We start from the raw sequence: 18,020 nt of genomic DNA on the forward strand, positions 1-18,020 counted from the left end.
ACACATGTTCGAATATGAGGGCATGCAGACGGCGGCGGCACTCCGGTCGCCCACCCCGGACCGGGGCGGGCGGAGCGGTGCCGCACGCGGCGGCAGCGGTGCGGGCAGTGGTGGTGCGCGCCGGGGGACGGACCACCTGAGCGATGCCCGGGCCGCGCTCGACCGCATCACGTCCCTGCGGTCCCGGGTGGCCGACATGGAGTCCACCCGGGTCGACACCGCCGGGCTCCCCACGGCCCCGGCGCTCGAGCCCCTGCTGCCCGGCGGCGCGATCCGGGTCGGTGGCACCTATGCCGTCCCCGATTCGGTGCTGCTCGCGATCACGATGCTGCAGGCGGCCTCGGCGGCCGGGGCGTGGTGTGCGGTCGTCGGAGTGCCGTCCTTCGGGATCGAAGCCGCCGCCGCCGCGGGGATCGACCTCGAACGGCTCGTGCTCGTCCCCGATCCGGGTGACCAGTGGCTCGCCGTGACGGCGGCGATGGCCGACGTCGCCCAGATCGTCCTCACCCGACCGCTCGGCCGGGTCGTGCCGGGCGACGTGGCACGGCTGTCGGCCCGGCTGCGACAGCGCGGTGGCGCACTCGTCGCGCTCGGCTCCTGGCCCGGGGCGGACGTCACGCTGCGGGTCACGTCCTCGACGTGGAGCGGCATCGGTCAGGGCCACGGCCACCTGACGGAGCGCCGGGCCACCGTGACCGCGACCGGGCGTGCCGGCGCGGTGCGTCCGGCGACCGCCGAGCTGCTCCTGCCCGCGGCCGACGGAGCGGTCCGGGCCGCCACACCGGTGCCGACGGTGGGCTCCGGGGACACCCGCGTGCTGCGGCCCGTGGCGGTGGCGTCGTGATCGCCTCCGGGCGCGTCCGGACCGACGCGATCACGCGGGGAGCGGCGCTGCCCGAACCACCCCCGACCCGGACGATCGTGCTCTGGTGCCCGGACTGGCCGGTCATCGCGGCGGCTCGGGCCGGTGGCACACCGCCGGAGCAGCCCCTCGCCCTGACCGCCAAGGGACTCGTGTTCGCGAGCTCCGCGTCCGCGCGTGAGCAGGGTGTCGTGCGGGGGCTCCGCGTGCGTGAGGCGCAGGCGCGGTGCCCCGACCTCCTCGTGCAGCCCTACGACGACGCCCTCGACCACCGCGCGTTCGAGCCCGTCATCCGTGCGGTCGAGGCGGCGGTCCCCGGGGTCGAGGTCCTGCGGCCGGGCACCCTCGCGCTCCGCGCCCGCGGGCCGGCCCGGTACTACGGCGGGGAGCGCGCGGCGGCGGCGACCCTTGCCGGCATCGCGGCCGACCACGGCGCCCCCGCGGTGCGGGCCGGGGTGGCCGACACCCCGTTCGCGGCGGACCAGGCCGCCCGGGCCCGTCCGGTGCGTCCCGGGGAGCGGGTGCGGCTCGTGCCCGTCGGGGGATCGGCGGACTTCCTCGCACACCTGCCGCTCGGCGTGCTCGGCGACCCCGACCTCACGACGGTGCTCGACCGGCTCGGCATCACCACGCTCGGCGACTTCGCGGCACTCGGCGACGAACAGGTGCGAGACCGCTTCGGCGTGGCCGGGGCGTTCCTGCACCGGTTGGCCGGGGGCCGTGACCCCCGCGAGATCGCGGCGCGGGAGATCCCGCCGGAACTCCGGGTCGAGGCGTCGTTCGAACCCCCGCTGGACCGTGCCGACCAGATCGCGTTCGCGTTCCGGCGATCCGCCGACGACTTCGCCGAGCGACTCCGGGCCGCGGGGCTCGTGGCGACGACCATCCGAGTGGGGATCGTCGACGAGCGCGACATCCTGCTCGAACGGACCTGGGCGCACCCGCGCTGGTTCGACGCCGCCGACGTGGTCGACCGGGTGCGGTGGCAGCTCGCCGGTGGGGTGGACCCCAGCGGGCTCGAGGCGCCGGTCACCTCGGTCGTGCTCGAGCCGGTCGCCGTCGACGACATGGCGAACCACGAACGCGGGCTGTGGGGCTCCGGCCCGGACGAGCGCGTGCACCACGGCCTCGCCCGGATCCAGGGCATGGTCGGCCACGACGGTGTGGTGAGTCCGCGCATCGGTGGGGGCCGCACCCTGTCCGAGCGCGTGGTGCTCGTGCCGTGGGGCGACGCACCCGCCGGTGGTGAGCGAGCCCTGGCGACCGTCCGTGACCGCCCGTGGCCCGGCAAGCTGCCCGGCCCGCCCCCCGCCACCGTGCTCGAGCGCCCCCGACCGGTCGACGTCGTCGCCGTCGGTGGTGCGAGCGTCGACGTCGACGAGCGTGGCGTGCTGTCCGGAGCACCCGAACGGTTCCGTGCCGAGGGCGACCGGGGCGGCGGCTTCTCGGCCGTGACGGCCTGGGCGGGTCCGTGGCCGCTCGTCGTCCGGTGGTGGGAGTCCGGCGGCCGACGCCTGCACCGGCTGCAGCTCGTCGACGCCGAGGGGCGTGCCTGGTACCTGGTGCTGGCGGACCACCGCTGGTGGGCCGAGGCGATCGCGACGTGACCCCGACCACTGACAGGAGCGTGACCTGATGGGCTACAGCAACCCACCCATCCCGTGGTCGCAGTTCGAGCGCGCGCTGTCCGACAAGCGGAGCCCGGGCACGGCGCACGACGGCGACGGCGGCGACAGCCCAGCGTGGTCGCGGAAGCGCGAGCCGTACGTCCCGTCACCGCTCGACACCGACGGCGGGCCCGTGGTGCCGTACGCCGAACTGCACGCGCACTCGGCCTTCAGCTTCCTCGACGGCGCCAGTCAGCCCGAGCACCTGTTCGAAGAAGCTGCTCGGCTCCGACTGCACGCCCTCGCGCTCACCGACCACGACGGCTTCTACGGGGCCGCCCGGATGGCCGAGGTCGCCGAGTCGTACCCGCAGGTCGGCACCGTCTTCGGCACCGAATTGTCCCTGGGGCTGACCGAACCGCAGAACGGTGTGCCCGACCCCGAGGGTTCGCACCTGCTCCTGCTCGCCGACGGCCAGGACGGCTACCACCGGCTCGCCGGCGCGGTGACGAGCGCGCACCTGGCCGCCGGGTCCGAGAAGGGCAGCCCGCAGTACGACCTCGACGACCTCGCCGCGCGGGCGGACGGGCACTGGCGGGTCCTGACCGGGTGCCGGAAGGGCTCCGTACGGCAAGCCCTCGAGCAGGGTGGCGAGTCCGCCGCCGAGACCGCGCTCCGGGTGCTGCTCGACCGGTTCGGCAGCCGCAACGTCGTCGTGGAGCTGCTCGACCACGGCGACCCGCTCGACAGCGCTCGCAACGACGCCCTGGCCGCCCTCGCCGCGAAGCACGCGCTGCCCCTGGTCGCCACCGGCAACGTGCACTACGCCACCCCCGACCGGTTCCCGGTGGCGACCGCGCTGGCGGCGGTGCGCGCCCGCCGCAGCCTCGACGAGATCGACGGCTGGCTGCCGGCCGCGGACACCGCCCACCTGCGCTCCGGTGCCGAGATGGCCAGACGGTTCGGGCGCTACCCCGGCGCGATCGAGCGGACCGTGGAGCTCGCCGACGAGCTCGGGTTCCGGCTGAAGACCGTGCAGCCCGGGCTGCCCGACCTCGACGTCCCGGACGGACACACCGCGATGTCGTGGCTCCGCGAGCTGACGTGGACGGGTGCCCGGCGGTTCTACCCCGGCAGTGCCGACGGCGTCGACCCCCGTAAGCGGGAGCGCATCGAGCGTGAGCTGTCCGTGATCGAGGAGAAGAACTTCCCGGGGTACTTCCTGATCGTGCGCGACATGGTGCAGTACGCCCGCGGTCGGGGCATCCTCTGCCAGGGGCGGGGCTCGGCGGCGAACTCGGCGGTCTGCTACCTGCTCGAGATCACCGCGGTGGACTCGATCCGGTACGGGCTGCCGTTCGAGCGGTTCCTGTCGGCGATGCGCGACGAGGAACCCGACATCGACGTCGACTTCGACTCGGACCGCCGCGAAGAGGTGATCCAGTACGTGTACGCCAAGTACGGCCGGCACAACGCCGCCCAGGTCGCGAACGTCATCACCTACCGCCCCAAGGGTGCGGTGCGTGACATGGCGAAGGCGCTCGGCCACAGCCCCGGGCAACAGGACGCCTGGTCGAAGCAGGTCGAGCGGTGGGGCTCGGTGACCGAGAGCCAGGACCACGACATCCCACCGGCGGTCGTCGGACTCGCGAGCGACGTCCTCGGGTTCCCGCGGCACCTCGGCATCCACTCCGGCGGCATGGTGCTGACCGACCGCCCGGTGGGCGAGGTCGTGCCGATCGAGCACGCCCGGATGGACGGCCGCACCGTGCTGCAGTGGGACAAGGACGACTGCGCCTACATGGGGCTCGTGAAGTTCGACATGCTCGGCCTCGGCATGCTCGCTGCCCTGCAGTACTCGTTCGACCTGGCGGCAGAGCACTGTGGGGAGCGCTGGGAGATGCACTCCATCCCGAAGGAGGAACAGGGGGTCTACGACCAGCTCTGCCGCGCGGACACGATCGGGGTGTTCCAGGTGGAGTCCCGCGCGCAGATGGGCACCCTGCCCCGACTGCTCCCGCGGCGGTTCTACGACCTGGTGATCGAGGTCGCACTCGTCCGACCCGGGCCCATCCAGGGCGGCGCGGTGCACCCGTACATCCGCCGGCGCACGGGTGAGGAACCGATCACGTACATGCACCCGGCGCTCGAACCCGTGCTCGAACGCACCCTCGGGGTCCCGCTGTTCCAGGAACAGCTCATGCAGATGGCGATCGCGGTCGGCAACTGCTCCGGTGACGACGCCGACCTGCTGCGACGGGCGATGGGGTCCAAGCGCGGGCACGAGAAGATCGACCGGCTGCGCGACAAGCTCTACACGGGGATGGCGGACAACGGCATCCACGGCGCGGACGCCGACGCGATCTACGCGAAGATCCAGGCCTTCGCGAACTTCGGCTTCGCGGAGAGCCACTCGATCAGCTTCGCCCTCATCGTCTACGCGAGCGCGTGGATGCGGCTGCACTACCCCGGGGCGTTCCTGGCGGCGCTGCTCCGGGCGCAGCCGATGGGGTTCTACTCACCGCAGACCCTGGTCGCCGACGCCCGACGGCACGGCGTCCGCGTGCTGCGACCGGACATCCTGCGGTCCGGTGTCGACGCCACGCTCGAACCGCTGCCGGACGGGGACGCTCCGGCCGGTGACGACGCGTGCCTGGCCACCGAGCAGCCCCCGGTGCTGCCCTTCGACAAGGCGCTCCCCGACGACACCGCGAGCCACCGGCGCGACGGTGCCTTCGCCGTGCGGCTCGGGCTCGCCGAGGTCGCGTCGCTCAGCCGGAAGAGCGCCGAGAAGATCGTCGCGGAGCGGGACGCGAACGGCCCCTTCCACGACATGTCGGACCTGGCCCGGCGGGTCGGACTCACCACGCCGCAGCTCGAGGCCCTCGCCGCGGCCGACGCCTTCGCCCCCTTCGACATCGACCGCCGCGGTGCGATGTGGTCGGCTGCCCAGGCGGCCGCCGAGCGTCCGGACCAGTTGCCGGACACGCAGGTGTTCGTGCAGCCGCCGCTGTTCGGGCAGATGACGAGCGGGGACGTGCTCATCGCCGACATGTGGTCGACGGGCATGACGACCGACGACCACCCCGTCCGGCACGTGCGCGACCGCCTCGCCGCCCGCCGGGTGCTCAGCGTGCAGGACACCGCGACCGCCGAGACCGGACGACGGGTCGAGGTCGGCGGGATCGTGACGCACCGGCAGCGTCCGGCGACGGCCTCCGGCATCACGTTCCTGAACGTCGAGGACGAGACCGGGCTGGTCAACGTCATCTGCAGCGTCGGGGTCTGGGGACGCTTCCGCCGGGTGGCGCGGGAGTCCCCGGCGGTGATCGTCCGGGGCATCCTCGAGCGCTCGCCCGACGGGGTGGTCAACCTGGTGGCGGACCGCATCGAGCACCTGTCGCTGTCCGTCCGCACCCGCTCGCGGGACTTCCAGTGAGCGGTCGTGCGCGGGCGAGCGGTCGTGCGCGGGCGAGCGTGCGTGTGGGCGGTCGTGCTCAGCGCACCTCGGGCAGGCTGATCGTGACCTCGAGTCCACCGGCGGGCACGTTGCGGAGCGACGCCGTGCCTCCCGCCCGTTCCGCCACCGCACGCACGATCGCGAGTCCCAGCCCCGAGCCGCCGGGCAGGGCGCCGGCACCGGTCGACGGGTCCGGGTTCGGGCGGGACGTCCGGGCCTCGTCCGGACGGGTGAAGCGGTCGAACGCCACCGGGATGAAGGACTCGGGCACGCCGGGGCCGTCGTCGGTGATCTGCAGCACGCCCTCGCCGCCGGTGCTCCGCCAGGACACGAAGATGCCGCCGCCGCGGGGGAGCGCGGCCACGGCGTTGCCCGCGATGTTCGTGACGAGCTGGGCCATCCCGCCGGTGTCGATCCGGTACCGCGGTTCGACGGTGCCGCCACCGATGCCCGGGCCGGAACCGCCGACGGCGACGGGCGGCTCGAGGTCGAAGTCGACGGTGACGTCCTTCGTCGACGCGATGAGCCGGACGCGGTCGACCGCGGCCATCACCTCGTCGCCGAGGTCCGACCACGCGGTCTCGGGGCGCCGGTCGCCGTCCTGTTCGCGGCGCTCCGACTCCTCGATCCGTGACAGGGCGAGCAGGTCGTTCGCCAGTCGAGACAACCGCGCGACGCTGTGCTTCGCGCGTTCGATGTGGGCGGCGAGGGCAGCGGCGTCGTTGCCGTCGAGCGAGGCGAGGTCGAGCTGGGTCGTCAGGATCGCCAGGGGCGTCCGGAGCTCGTGGCTGGCGTCCGACACCATCTGGCGTTCACGCTCGGTCGCCTGCCGGGTCCGCGCGAGGAAGGCGTTGAGCGTGGTCGCCAGGGACGCCAGCTCGTCCTGGGCGGGGCCCACCGGCAGTTCGGCACGCTCCGGGGCGACGGAGAGCCGTTCAGCCTCGCGGCGCATCCGGTTCACCGGGCGCAGCGCGGTGGTCGCGAGCACCCAGGACGCGACACCGAAGGCGAGCAGGATGGCCAGGCCGGTCAGCGACAGGGTCGTCGTGAGGTCGTCGACGACGATGGCCTCGGCTTGCGAGTTGCGGGCGGCGACGACGGTCCAGCGGCCGGCCTCGTTGACGGGGTGCTCCACCACGACGCGGTACGCCGAGCCGGATGCCGTGATGATCGAGGTGCCGGCAGGGGTGGACCGCAGACTGCCGAGCGCCTGCTCGACACGATCGGGCATCGTCGACAGCACGATCTCGCCGGACGGCGACACGACGGCGACGAGCTGCGCGTTGCCCGGCGGCGAGAGGTCGGGGTCGCTGTCGACCTCGAGCGTGGCGACGTACGGGTCGGCATCGGCGTCGAGCAGGGTGCGGGTCGCACTCGCGACGACGCTCACGACCTGGAAGCGCATCACCAGGACGAGCAGCAGGATGACGATCGCGGCGATCGCCGTCGAGCCGATCGTGATCCGGGCGCGCAGCGACAGCCGACGCAGCGGCCGGATCGGACCGCCGCGTCGGCGGTCCGATCGTGGGGCATCGGCCCCGTTCACGCCCCGAGCAGATCCAGGCGGTACCCGCGACCGCGGACCGTGGCGATGGCGACGGTTGCCTCGTGCGCGGTGAGCTTCTTGCGGAGGTACGAGATGTACTGCTCGACCACGTTCGGGTCGACGTGCTGCGAACCGTCCCAGACCTCTTCGAGGATCTTCGGGCGGTCGACGACACTGCCGGCGGAGCGGGCGAGCAGGCGGAGCAGGGCGAACTCGGTGGGGCTCACGGCGACGCGCTGTCCCTTGATCGAGATCCGGCGGGCCTCGGAGTCGATGGAGACGTCCCCGACCTCGATCGTGCGGGGCGCCCCGGCGGACTCGCGACGGCCGAGCGCACGCAGCCGGGCGGTGAGCTCGGCGAAGGCGAAGGGCTTGGTGAGGTAGTCGTCCGCGCCCGCGTCGAGCCCGAACACGCGGTCGTCGACGGCATCACGCGCGGTCACGAGCAGGATCCGCACGGGGTCCTCGCGCTCACGGATCCGCCGGGCGAGCTCGAAGCCGGACATCCCGGGCATCATCACGTCCACGACCGCCAGGTCGAAGGCCTGCTCGCCGAGGGCGATGAGCGCCTCGACACCGTTCTCGACCGCCGTGACCCGGTACCCCTCAGCCGCGAGTCCGCGTTCCATCAGGGCACGCATCTCGTCGTCGTCCTCGACCACCAACAGCCGCATAGTGGACCTCCTCGGACCCATCGTGGCATCGAACCGCCGCGGAGGGTCGTTCTCCGGGCCCGACTCGCTGAATCTCGTCACAGGACGAGGCAGAACGGTCTGTCCCACGTTCTAGGGACGTGAGTGCCGCTTGCTTCGTTGCTAGGCTCCGGCAGCGGACAGCGCGACCCGATGCGCCGCCCGCACTGGGGGATCATGAACGACTCGATCGACCACCCGGCCATCGTGCGCCTCCGCGCCGAACTGGACGCCGCGTGGAAGGGCATCGGCGCGCTCGCGCAGCTGGAGGACGCACCGCGCGACCGCGTGGTCGCGGAACTGCGGACGGCCGTGCCGGACGTGGCGAGCCGTGCTGCACGCGAGGTCGGCACCGAGGCCGTCGTCGCCGAGATCAGCCGGTACGCCGACGCCGGCATCCCGGGTGCGACCGCGACCGACGTCGTGCCGACCGCGGTGATCTGGTCGGACGTCGTCCGGACAGCGTCGGAAGCGGCCTGCGCAGCGCGCTGAAGCGGACCGAGCGGCCTGCGCAGCGCGCTGACGCGGACCGAGCGGCCTGCGCAGCGCGCTGGAGCGGCCTGACTAGTCGTCCTCGCCGAGCAGCTCGCCACGCACCCGTCGGATGTCCTCGAGCAGCGCGCCGATGAGCACCCAGTGCCGGGAGTTCGGCCGCACCACCTCGAGCGGCGCGGTGAGCGCCGGCTCCGAGGCCTCCGCCCACGGCTCGGCGTCCGATCCGAAGGCGACGGCGTCCACCCGGCCGACCCCGGCCACCGGGTCGAGCCGTGTCGACTCGACCCGCGCACCGAGGGTCCGGACGTCCGCACCGATCCGTGCCACCTCGGTCGCGATGCCGTGCACCACCGGGTCGTCGCGCAGGTCCGGTGCGGTGTTGTCGCGGATCGCCCGGGTCATCCCGGTGACACGGGTCACCAGGACGCGCAGGTGGTCGGTGGTCACCACGTCGCGGTCGAGGATCGTCCGGTGCCGGCCGCCGCGCGGGTTCATGGTCAGGGACTCGCGCGCCGACCCCAGGGACGCCTCGGCCTTGGCGTGCTGCTGCCGCAGTGCACGGGCGGCGACGAGCGCCTCGTCCCATCGCTCGCGGTCCCACCCTTCGGTCAGGCCGATCGCGATCCGCTCGAACGCCACCGCGGTGTCGCGGGCGAGCCGGGCGACGGCGAGGTGCGCCGGTTCGAGCAGCACGGGCGGCACGATGAGCGCGTTCACGACCAGGGCGACGACCGCACCGATCACGGTCTCGAGGATCCGGTCGGCGGAGTAGTTCGGCGTCACGACCCCGGCGGTGAGCACGAGCATCCCGCTGATCCCCACCTGGGTGGCCGAGGTCGGGGTGAGCCGGAGCGCCCAGGCGATGAGGATCGCGAGCACGATGACGAGCAGCACGACGAACACGCCGTCGCCGAGCAGCAGGTGGAACCCGGTGGCCAGCACGACGCCGATCACGACGCCGGCGCTCCGCTCGAGCCCCTTCACGAACGACTGGTTGATGCTCGGCTGCACCACGAGCAGGGCAGCGATCGCCGCGAAGGTGGGGAACGGCCCCTGGATGACCAGGCGGCAGAGGAGCACGGCGGCGACCACCGCGACGGCGGTCTTCACGACCTGCAGGAACGGCGTGCGACTGGAGCTGCGGAGGCGCGCGACCGGGTTCACACCGACCACGGTAGCCACCGGCCCCGCGCCGAGCCGTGCACGAACGCGACGAAACCCGCGCGACACGGTTGACTGATGTCGTGTGGCCCAACCATGAGCGCGTCATCCCGCAGGCCTTCGCCGGCTCCGGGACCTCGGTGGTGGCCGCGCGGGCGCACTCCGTCGAGCCCTCGGGCAACGGGTACCTGTACGGCTACGAGGTCGACACGGTGGACCGCAACGGCCAGCGCGCCACGGTGCTGACCTACGTCGACACCGGCGGCACCCACGACCAGAACAGCGCGATCGTCACCGACCCGGCGACGGGCGAGCCGGTGTCGGTGTGGGCGTACCCGAACGACCCCGGCCTGCCGGTGCTGCCGCAGGTCACCTACCGCGATGCCGTCGCCGAGCTGCTGACCACGCTCGGCATGCCCGTCACCGACCCGGTGCTCACCGTGGCGGCGTACCGGCCCGGCAAGCGCGCGGTCGTGCGCGTCGACGCCCCGGAGCGCACGCTGTTCCTGAAGATCGTCCGTCCGCACCGCGTCGCACCGATCGTGCAGTCGCACGAGCAGTTCGTCGCGGCCGGTCTGCCGGTGCCGCGTGTGCTGTCCAGTCGAGGCGACGGCCTGCTCGTGCTCGAGCGCATCCGCGGCGTGCCCGCCGGCAGCCGCATCCTCGACATCGCCGACGACCCCCGCTTCGTGGCGTCGCTCGCCGCGCTGAGCGGCCGGGTCGCCAGCGTCCCGATGACCCAGCAGGCCCGCGCCGACGCGATGGACCACGCGGACTGGCACCGTCGCACGCTCATCGCCGCCCTGCCGCGCGACGCCGAGGAGATCGACCGCCTGTACGACGCCATCGGTCGCCGCTCCATCGGCTGGTCGAGCTCGACCAAGCAGGTCGTGCACGGCGACCTGCACCTGGAGCAGGTCTTCGTCGACGAGGAGGAGCCGTGGCGCATCTCCGGGCTGCTCGACATCGACACCGCGGGTTGGGGCTTCCCGGTCCGTGACGTCGGCGCCGTCGTCGCCCACCTCGTCGTCACCGGGCTCTGGCACCGGTCCCGCGGGGATGCCGAGCGCGGTGCCGCCGCCGAGCGCCTCGCCGACGCGATCGCCCGCGACTGGGTCGCGCGCAACCCGCGCGAAGCCGATCGCATCGGACCCGCCATCGGCGCCCAGCTGCTCGCCCACGCCGGCGGCCAGGCGACCACCGGCTCCGCCAACGGGATCCAGACCGCCCAGCAGCTCCTCGCCGCGACGCAGGCCGCCCTGGCGGACGCGGCCCCGAGCCTCCCGACCGGTGGTTCGACCCGCCCGCGGTCCGCACCGCAGGTCTGAGACGCGACCGAAGGACGGACTGGAGGCGCGGGTCGGGCCCGCCACGGGCCTCCCGTCCGCCGTCGCGACGCGCGCGGGCAACGCGCCGGTCGCCTCTGTCGGTGGTCCGGGAGTAAACTGAGCGCGCACGCACCGCGTTCCCGCGTGCCGCGTCGATTCCGGACGCAGCCGTCGATCACTTGATCGACGCGGGGACCGGGCCGTGACCGCCCCGAGGGGGCATCACGTGCGTGTGACGACGCCGGATCCCGGCGCGGACCGTCCGAACCTGCTCCCGGCAGGTGCTCGTGTGGAACGGCTCGCGGGAGTCCACCGGACGTCCCGAAGCGGGGACCGGCGATGCGGTGGGCCACGGTGGCCCGCAGCCGAACCGGAGCCGCGCCAGGCGCCGGTGCAGGACTTCCCGCCCCACGGGCGGATCGCCCCGACGTGTGGGCGGAACAGGAGGAGCGTTGGCTCGATCAGGCACCCGGCGTGCTGCCGGCGGGACGCGGACCGCGTCACGTCGCACCAGGCCGCTGGACAACGACGGCGTCATCCCCGTCCTCGCCCGCGCTGTGCGCGAGGTCGAGGCCGCGGCACAGCGCGGACCGCTCAAGGCATCGAACCGGTCGAAGTTCCAGGCCGTCGCCCTGCTCATGCGCGAAGAGCGCGCGCGGGTGAAGGCCGACACGGAGCTCACCGACGCGCAGCGCGCCGAGCAGCTCAAGCGGCTCGACGGCGTGGCCACGATCCTGGCGAAGACGGCGGCGCGCGACACCAGCGTCATCCAGCTCCTCGCCGAAGAGGTGCAGGTGTCCGAGGCGACGCGTGCGGTCAAGCGCGACATGATGATCGCCGGCGGCATGGAACTGCAGCCGGAGGACCTCGTCATCGCCTCCGAGCCGGCCGCGGTGGTCGAGACCCCGGTACGGGCCGTCGTGCCGCAGGCGGTCGTGCAGCGCCAGCTGGCGAACCCGTTCATGCCGCCGGACTTCGCCCTCGCCGACCAGCCCGTCGCCCACCCGCGTCGCCTGGCGAACTGGGAACTGTTCGGGCCGCTGTTCAAGTCGTTCGAGTACGGCGCGGGCGGGGGAGCGGCGACGATGCCGCTGCCGGAGCCCACGACGCTGCACTCGCGCTCGGGCACCACGCTCATGAAGCACCAGGCGGAGCTCGTCGCCGCCGCGGCGCAGGGGCACCGCACGTTCCTGCTCGCCGACGAGCCCGGTCTCGGCAAGACCGCACAGTCGCTGCTCGCCGCCGATGCCGCGAACGCGTTCCCGTTGCTCGTCGTCGTGCCGAACGTCGTCAAGACGAACTGGGCGCGTGAGGCCGAACGCTGGGTGCCGAACCACCGCGCCACGGTGATCCACGGTGACGGCAACGACCTCGACGGGTTCGCCGACATCGTCATCGTGAACTACGAGATCCTCGACCGGCACGCCGGGTGGCTCGGCAACTTCGGGTTCAAGGGGATGGTCGTCGACGAGGCGCACTTCATCAAGAACAAGGACTCCCAGCGCGCCCGGTTCGTGCTGCAGATCGCCGAGCGCATCCGGCAGCGCACCGCCGCACCGCTGCTCATGGCGCTGACCGGTACCCCGCTGATCAACTCGGTCGAGGACTTCCGCACCATCTGGGAGTACCTCGGCTGGATCGACGACAAGAAGCCGCGCGCGAAGCTCATGAACGAGCTCGAAGAGATCGGCCTGACGCCGGCCGACCCCGGGTTCTTCGTCGAGGCCCGCCGTGCTGTCATCGACCAGGGCATCGTCCGACGCCGCAAGGTCGACGTCGCCGCCGACATCCCCGCCCGCCGGATCGCCGACATCCCCGTCGAGCTCGACGGTGACGAGGGTCGCTCCATCCGCGACGCCGAGCGCGAGCTCACGGCGAAGCTCGTCCGTCGCTACCACCAGGCGCTCGACGCCCGCACCGGGCAGGACCCGGTCGTCGGCATCGACCACAAGCTGGTCCGCCAGGTCGCGCGCTGGGAGCTCGAGGACCAGGACGCCTCGTCGACCGGCGAGAACGTGTTCTCGATGGTCCGCCGCATCGGCCGGGCCAAGGCCCAGCTCGCGGCCGACTACGCGGCACAGCTCGCCTCGAACGTCGGCAAGGTCGTGTTCTTCGCGAAGCACCTCGACGTGATGGACCAGGCGGAAGAGGTGTTCGCCCGTCGCGGCCTGCGCACCGCCACGATCCGCGGCGACCAGACCCCGACGCAGCGCACGGCCGAGATCGACTCGTTCGTGAACGATCCCGACGTCGCGGTCATCGTCTGCTCGCTGACCGCGGCCGGTGTCGGTCTGAACCTGCAGGTGTCGTCGAACGTCGTGCTCGCCGAGCTGTCGTGGACGAGCGCCGAGCAGACCCAGGCGATCGACCGCGTGCACCGCATCGGGCAGGAGGAGCCCGTCACCGCGTGGCGCATCATCGCCGCGCAGACGATCGACACCAAGATCGCCGAGCTCATCGACTCGAAGGCGTCCCTGGCCGCTCGCGCGCTCGACGGTTCGGACGAAGAGGTCGTCGACTCCGGTGACATCCAGCTCGACGCGATGGCCGCGCTGCTGACCGAGGCGCTCGGCGGCTAGGCGGGCGCGTCCGGCGCTGCCCGGACAGCAAAGCACCGGTGTTCACACTCTGAACCGCGTCATGCGTGTGTTCGGAGCGTGAACACCGGTGTCTTGCGAGGAGCACCTGCTCAGATGCGGGACTGCACCTCGGCCAGGGACGGGTTGGTCGCCGTCGAGCCGTCGGGGAACACCAGCGTCGGCACGGTCTGGTTGCCGCCGTTGACCTCGGCGACGAGCTCGGCCGTGCCAGGGGTCTGCTCGATGTCGACCTCGGTGAAGGGCACCCCGGCCTTCGCCATCTGGTTCTTCAGCCGGGCGCAGTAGCCGCACCACGTGGTGGTGAACATCGTGACGCCGCCGGCTTCGGGCGTGAACTGCTCGCGGGTGATCGTGTCGCTCATCCCTGCAGGCTAACCCCGGGTGCGGGGAAACCTCGCAGTGCCTGGTAGACAAGAGCGTGTGAGCCACACGCACCTCGAGATCGAGCGCACCTACGACCTGCCAGAGGGCGGTGCCCTCCCCGACCTCGTCGGCGCGGGCGGCATCCTCCGCACCGAGCACCAGGAGCCGTTCGGACTGGACGCGACCTACTGGGACACCGAGCGGTACGACCTGGTGGCCGCGCGGGTGACCGTGCGCCGCCGCACCGGTGGCCCCGACGCCGGCTGGCACATCAAGCGCTCGGAGTCGGACACGGTCCGCCACGAGCAGCAGTTCCCCCTGACCGACGACGCCGACACGGTGCCCGACGAGGTCCTCGCCGCGCTCTTCACGGAGCGTCGCGGCCGCGGGCTGCGCCCCGTCGTCCAGATCACCACCACCCGCACCGTCACCCGACTGCTCGACGAGGACGGCGACCAGATCGCCGAACTCGCCGACGACCAGGTCACCGCCCAGCGCCTCGACGACGATGCTCCGGAGACACCGCGCACCTGGCGCGAGGTCGAGGTCGAGACCGTCGACGGCGTCGACCCGCAGATCGCCCACGAGCTGTTCGCGGCCCTCGACGGGCGCTTCGCGGCCGTCGGCGCCGGCCCCGCCGCCGTCGCGTCCAAGCTGGCACGCGGGCTGGCAGGAGCACCGGCACCGCGCCTCCAGACCGAGGAGAAGCCGGCCAAGGGCACGACCGCACGCATCCTGGCGAAGCGGGTGCGCAAGCTGCGCGTCGCGCTGCTCGGCCAGGAGGCCCGGCTCCGCTCCGGTGACACGGCCGACCTCCGGCAGACGGCCGACACCACCCTCGAGATCGCCGCGATCCTGGGTGCCTACCGCCCGGCGTTCCCCGACGGCGATGCCGTCGACCGTGCCGCCGAGGCGGCGGACGGCCTGGCGGGCGTCACCGCGCGTGCGGCGCTGGCCGAGTACCTGATCGACCGGCTGCCGCGGGCGTCGTCGCCGGCGCAGGACGACCTGGTCGACGCGATGACCCGTGAGCGCATCCTCGCCTCGACCCGGGAACGTCGCGACCAGGCGGTGCGGGACGTCGTCGCGTTCCTGCACGGCGAGCCGTTCCTCGAACTGCTCGACGCCCTCGACGACGCGGCCGAGCGCCCGGCGCCGACGGCGTGGTCGCTCCGCGCACCGAAACAGGTCGCGCAGGACGTCGGCGCCGACGTGAAGCCGCGCGTGCGCGAGCTCGTCCGGGCCGCCGTCGCCGACGACACCTCGGACACCGCCGCCGAGCGCGAGGCCGCCGACCGCACCACCACCGAAGCCGCGTGGCAGGAGACGATGCGCGCCCGGATGGCGATGGACGTGCTCGGCGACGACGCGTTCCCGCACGCGCTGTGGAAGCGGATCGGTACCGCAGCCGACGTACTGACCGAGCGGGTGCGGTCCCTGCACGCCCTCGACATCCTCCGGGCGAACGCGGCGATCGCGGAGCGCGGGGGTGAGGGCACGTTCGGGTACGGGGTGCTCGCGGGGGACCGGGTGCGCCTGGCCGAGGAGTCCTACGACGAGGCGGTGCACGCGCTCAACCGCGTGTGAGCGCGCTGCGTGCGTTTGGTGCGCTTGGTTCGCTTGGTGAGCTTGGTTCGCTTGGTGAGCAGAAGAGGTCGGGTCCGACGTTCGGACCCGACCTCTTCTGCTCACCAACTGCGCGGTGCGGCTCAGCCCGCGGCGATCGGGTCGGCGGTCGCGGCGGCGGGCGTCTCGTCGGCGAGCCCGAGCACGTCGAGCAGCCAGGCGAGTTCGAACGCCCGCTCCTTCCAGGACGCGTAGCGACCGCTGACACCACCGTGGCCGGCGGACATCTCGGTCTTCAGCAGTACCGGAGCGCCGACTTCGCGGAGCTTCGCGGTCCACTTCGCGGGCTCGACGTAGAGCACGCGGGTGTCGTTGATCGACGTCACGGCGAGGATCTGCGGGTACTGCACGTCGTCGCGGACGTTCTCGTACGGGGTGTACTCGCTCATGTAGCGGTAGACCTCGGCATCGTGCAGCGGGTCGCCCCACTCGTCCCACTCGATGACGGTGAGGGGCAGGTCCGGGTCGAGGATGCTCGTCAGCGCGTCGACGAACGGCACGGCGGCCAGGATGCCGGCGAACCGCTCGGGTGCGAGGTTCGCGACCGCACCCATCAGGAGCCCGCCTGCGCTCCCACCCTCGGCCACGAGCCGGTCGGCACTCGTCCGGCCGGACTCGATCAGGTGCTCGGCGACCGCGACGAAGTCGGTGAAGGTGTTCTTCTTCGTCAGGGTCTTGCCGTTCTCGTACCAGTGCCGGCCGAGCTCACCGCCACCACGGACGTGCGCGACGGCGAAGACGACACCGCGGTCGAGCATCGACAGGCGCATGACGCTGAAGCCGGGGTCGATCGAGTGCTCGTACGAGCCGTAGCCGTACAGGTGCAGCGGTGCCGGGGAGCCGTCCTCGACGGCGTCACGACGCCAGACGAGCGAGATCGGCACACGGGTGCCGTCCGACGCGGTCGCCCAGTCGCGTTCCTGCACGTAGTCGGCCGGGTCGTAGCCGCCGAGGACGGGCTGGCGCTTCAGGACGGTGACCTCACCGGTGGCCAGGTCGAGGTCGCTGACCTCGGAAGGGGTCACGAACGACGTGTACCCGATGCGGAGCGTCGGCTGCTCCCACTCCGGGTTGCCGCCGAGACCCGCCGAGAACAGTGCTTCGTCGAAGGGGACCTCGTGTGCATCGCCGTAGCCGTCGCCCTCGATCGGGATGATCGCGACGCGGGGGAGCGCTTCGGAGCGGTACTCCAGTGCGAGGTGTCCGGCGAAGGCGTCGACCGACTCGATGCGGCGCTCGGTGTGGTGCGCCACGACGACGCGGCGGTCACGCTCGGACGTCGGGTCGTCGGCGGGGACGTCGACGAGCTCGAAGTTCTCGGCGCCGTCGTTGTGCAGTACCAGGAACCGGTCGCTGCCGCCGACGATGGCGTGCTCGATCTCGTACTCGACGCCCTCGCGGCGGGGCCAGACGACCTGGAACTCACCGGTCGGGTCGGCGGCGTCGAGGACGTGCGCCTCGGACGTGATCTTCGAGCCGAGCTCGATGACGATGTACTGCGAGGAGCGGGTGACACCGACACCGACCCAGTAGCGGTCGTCGGGCTCCTCGAACACCAGGACGTCGTCCGATGCCGCGGTGCCGACCGCGTGCCGCCAGATCTTGTCCGGACGCCAGGACTCGTCGACCGTGGGGTAGAACACGTAGCGTCCGGCCGGGTCGAAGGTGGCGCCGGCCCCGGTGTTCGGGATGGCGTCGCCGAGGTCGGTCCCCGTGGCCAGGTCGCGCACGTGCAGGGTGTACCGCTCGTCACCCTCGACGTCGATGCCGTAGACCAGGCGGGTGCCGTCGTCGCTGATGTCGTAGGTGCCGAGGGAGAAGAACTCGTGGCCGTCGGCCAGGGCGTTGCCGTCGAGGACCACCTGCTCGCCGGGGAGCGTCGACTCGCCCTCGACGACGGCGGGCGGTGTCCAGTCGTCGGGGCCGGCGACGGGCACGCGGCAGTGCACACCGTACTGGCTGCCCTCGGCGGTGCGGGTGAAGTACCACCAGTCGCCCATGCGGACCGGCACCGAGAGGTCGGTCTCCTGCACGCGGCTCTTCACCTCGGCGAAGATGCGGTCCCGCAGCGGCGCGAGGTGCGCGGTGGCGGCGTCGGTGTGGGCGTTCTCGGCTTCGAGGTACGCCAGGGTGTCGGGGGATTCCTTGTCCCGCAGCCACTCGTAGTCGTCGACGAAGTCGATGCCGTGGTGGGTCCGTGTCACGGGCCGCTTGGCGGCGCTGGGCGGGGTGGATGCGGTGTGCTCGTTGCTCACCGTCCCACCCTATTCGCCCGCACCC

At 72.6% G+C, this 18,020-nt stretch carries 12 protein-coding genes; 7 read left to right on the forward strand and 5 right to left on the reverse strand.

The window, feature by feature from the left end; translation table 11 throughout:
- The first annotated feature begins 4 nt into the window (after positions 1–4).
- Genes Q9R26_RS10810 through Q9R26_RS10820 form a run of 3 tightly spaced genes read left to right on the forward strand, consistent with a single transcriptional unit; the run spans position 5 to position 5,908 of the window.
- Positions 5–844 (forward strand): hypothetical protein, encoded by an 840-nt coding sequence (locus Q9R26_RS10810; RefSeq protein ID WP_311227271.1) that lies wholly within the window; start codon positions 5–7, stop codon positions 842–844.
- On the forward strand, positions 841–2,469 hold the full coding sequence (locus Q9R26_RS10815; protein WP_182064812.1) for a DNA polymerase Y family protein: 1,629 nt from the start codon (positions 841–843) through the stop codon (positions 2,467–2,469). The genes Q9R26_RS10810 and Q9R26_RS10815 overlap by 4 nt, the downstream gene beginning before the upstream one ends.
- A gap of 28 nt (positions 2,470–2,497) precedes the next feature.
- On the forward strand, positions 2,498–5,908 hold the full coding sequence (locus Q9R26_RS10820; protein WP_209133416.1) for an error-prone DNA polymerase: 3,411 nt from the start codon (positions 2,498–2,500) through the stop codon (positions 5,906–5,908).
- A 58-nt stretch (positions 5,909–5,966) separates the two neighbouring features.
- Here Q9R26_RS10820 and Q9R26_RS10825 read toward each other — a convergent pair whose 3' ends face one another.
- On the reverse strand, positions 5,967–7,475 hold the full coding sequence (locus tag Q9R26_RS10825; protein WP_311227272.1) for a HAMP domain-containing sensor histidine kinase: 1,509 nt from the start codon (positions 7,473–7,475) through the stop codon (positions 5,967–5,969).
- Positions 7,472–8,149: a response regulator transcription factor gene (locus Q9R26_RS10830; RefSeq protein WP_017885962.1), complete on the reverse strand. Its 678-nt coding sequence runs from the start codon at positions 8,147–8,149 to the stop codon at positions 7,472–7,474. The genes Q9R26_RS10825 and Q9R26_RS10830 overlap by 4 nt, the downstream gene beginning before the upstream one ends.
- A 171-nt stretch (positions 8,150–8,320) precedes the next feature.
- Here Q9R26_RS10830 and Q9R26_RS10835 point away from each other — a divergent pair, with 171 nt between their 5' ends.
- On the forward strand, positions 8,321–8,659 hold the full coding sequence (locus Q9R26_RS10835; protein ID WP_027464726.1) for a hypothetical protein: 339 nt from the start codon (positions 8,321–8,323) through the stop codon (positions 8,657–8,659).
- Between the two features lie 72 nt (positions 8,660–8,731).
- On the opposite strand, the gene Q9R26_RS10840 is transcribed toward Q9R26_RS10835, so the two are convergent.
- Complete coding sequence (locus tag Q9R26_RS10840; RefSeq protein ID WP_259581054.1) at positions 8,732–9,826, reverse strand: aromatic acid exporter family protein; 1,095 nt, start codon at positions 9,824–9,826, stop codon at positions 8,732–8,734.
- An 80-nt stretch (positions 9,827–9,906) separates the two neighbouring features.
- Here Q9R26_RS10840 and Q9R26_RS10845 point away from each other — a divergent pair, with 80 nt between their 5' ends.
- On the forward strand, positions 9,907–11,151 hold the full coding sequence (locus Q9R26_RS10845; RefSeq protein WP_182066732.1) for an aminoglycoside phosphotransferase family protein: 1,245 nt from the start codon (positions 9,907–9,909) through the stop codon (positions 11,149–11,151).
- Positions 11,152–11,603: 452 nt separating this feature from the next.
- Positions 11,604–13,730: a DEAD/DEAH box helicase gene (locus Q9R26_RS10850; RefSeq protein WP_209133412.1), complete on the forward strand. Its 2,127-nt coding sequence runs from the start codon at positions 11,604–11,606 to the stop codon at positions 13,728–13,730.
- A gap of 110 nt (positions 13,731–13,840) precedes the next feature.
- Here the strand turns inward: Q9R26_RS10850 and Q9R26_RS10855 are convergent, their stop codons facing one another.
- Positions 13,841–14,113 carry a mycoredoxin gene (locus Q9R26_RS10855; protein ID WP_182066730.1) on the reverse strand — a complete coding sequence of 91 codons (273 nt, stop codon included), beginning with the start codon at positions 14,111–14,113 and terminating at the stop codon, positions 13,841–13,843.
- A 58-nt stretch (positions 14,114–14,171) separates the two neighbouring features.
- Between Q9R26_RS10855 and Q9R26_RS10860 the strand changes: the two genes are divergently transcribed.
- Positions 14,172–15,701 carry a CYTH domain-containing protein gene (locus Q9R26_RS10860; protein ID WP_311227273.1) on the forward strand — a complete coding sequence of 510 codons (1,530 nt, stop codon included), beginning with the start codon at positions 14,172–14,174 and terminating at the stop codon, positions 15,699–15,701.
- 122 nt (positions 15,702–15,823) lie between these two features.
- Here Q9R26_RS10860 and Q9R26_RS10865 read toward each other — a convergent pair whose 3' ends face one another.
- Positions 15,824–17,995: a S9 family peptidase gene (locus Q9R26_RS10865; RefSeq protein ID WP_311227274.1), complete on the reverse strand. Its 2,172-nt coding sequence runs from the start codon at positions 17,993–17,995 to the stop codon at positions 15,824–15,826.
- Positions 17,996–18,020: the final 25 nt, after the last annotated feature.

This window comes from Curtobacterium sp. BRB10 (assembly GCF_031844325.1).
Classification (GTDB): domain Bacteria; phylum Actinomycetota; class Actinomycetes; order Actinomycetales; family Microbacteriaceae; genus Curtobacterium; species Curtobacterium poinsettiae_A.